A 1,183-nucleotide genomic window follows, 5' to 3' on the forward strand; every position below is an offset into this window, starting at 1 on the left:
ATTACCTCGTAGATGACTTTAGGTGAACACATGAGATCGACAACCAGAAAAACATTTAGTGCTGAATTCAAACTTGAAGCTGCCCAATTAGTCCTCGATAAAAACCATAGCATCATCGAAGCTGCAAAGGCGATGAACGTAGGTAAGTCCACTATGGATAAATGGGTGAGACAGTTAAAACTAGAACGCCAGGGTGGCATACCAAAAGCATCTCCGATTACCCCTGAACAAATTGAAATCCGTGAGCTGAAGAAGCAAATAGCGCGTCTTGAGGAGCACAATCTTATCCTAAAAAAGGCTACCGCTCTCTTGATGTCAGACTCGATGAACAATTTACGCTAATCAGCGCACTCAAGCAGAGCCACTCTATTCTCACAATTTGTAATGCATTCAAAGTGCATCGAAGTAGCTATAAGTATTGGCTAAAAAGAAAAGAACATATTGATACAGACTTTACTATTTTATGCAGTGAAGCGAAGGCCGCACATCGTATTAGTCATGGCTCTGCCGGTGCGCGAACGATAGCGCAATTAGTGACTAACAAAGGGATTGGTCTCAGTCGTTATCGAGCCCGTAATCTAATGAAAAAACTTGGGTTATTAAGCTGTCAGCAGCCTAAGCATTCTTATAGAAAAGCGACACAAGAGCATGTTGCAATCCCCAATACGCTTAATCGACAGTTTGCAGTAACTCAACCAGATCAAGTGTGGTGTGGCGACGTGACGTATGTTTGGGTCGGTAATCGTTGGGCCTATCTAGCCGTTGTTTTAGACTTATTTTCCCGCAAACCTGTTGGATGGGCTTTGTCATTATCACCAGATAGTGAGCTGACCTGTAAAGCTTTGAAAATGGCATTTGAGTTAAGGGGTAAGCCTGAGAATGTGATATATCACAGCGATCAAGGTTCACATTACACGAGCTTGAAATTCAGACAATTAATATGGCGTCTTCAGATTGAGCAAAGTATGAGTCGTCGCGGGAATTGTTGGGATAACGCACCAATGGAGCGTTTCTTTAGAAGTTTGAAATCTGAGTGGATACCCGCAAGTGGTTATGGGAATTTTACAGAAGCAGATAAAGAGATCACAAATTACATCACTGGATATTACAGTGAGACCAGACCCCATCAATATAATGGAGGGTTAACGCCAAATGAGTCAGAACGTTTATATTGGAATGACTC

General features: G+C 42.2%; 1 protein-coding gene. It reads left to right on the forward strand.

Annotation, left to right across the window (positions count from 1 at the left end; all coding sequences use genetic code 11):
* Positions 1–30: 30 nt before the first annotated feature.
* Positions 31–1,183, forward strand: a protein-coding gene (locus Q4Q50_RS22295) for an IS3-like element ISSba5 family transposase (RefSeq protein WP_311901218.1) whose coding sequence is annotated in 2 segments (ribosomal slippage) — positions 31–289 and positions 289–1,183 — 1,154 coding nt annotated over the 2 segments. Because the reading frame shifts where the segments join, the coding sequence is not laid out codon by codon here. This gene is flagged as partial in the annotation.

It is taken from the genome of Shewanella scandinavica (assembly GCF_031932065.1).
Classification (GTDB): domain Bacteria; phylum Pseudomonadota; class Gammaproteobacteria; order Enterobacterales; family Shewanellaceae; genus Shewanella; species Shewanella baltica.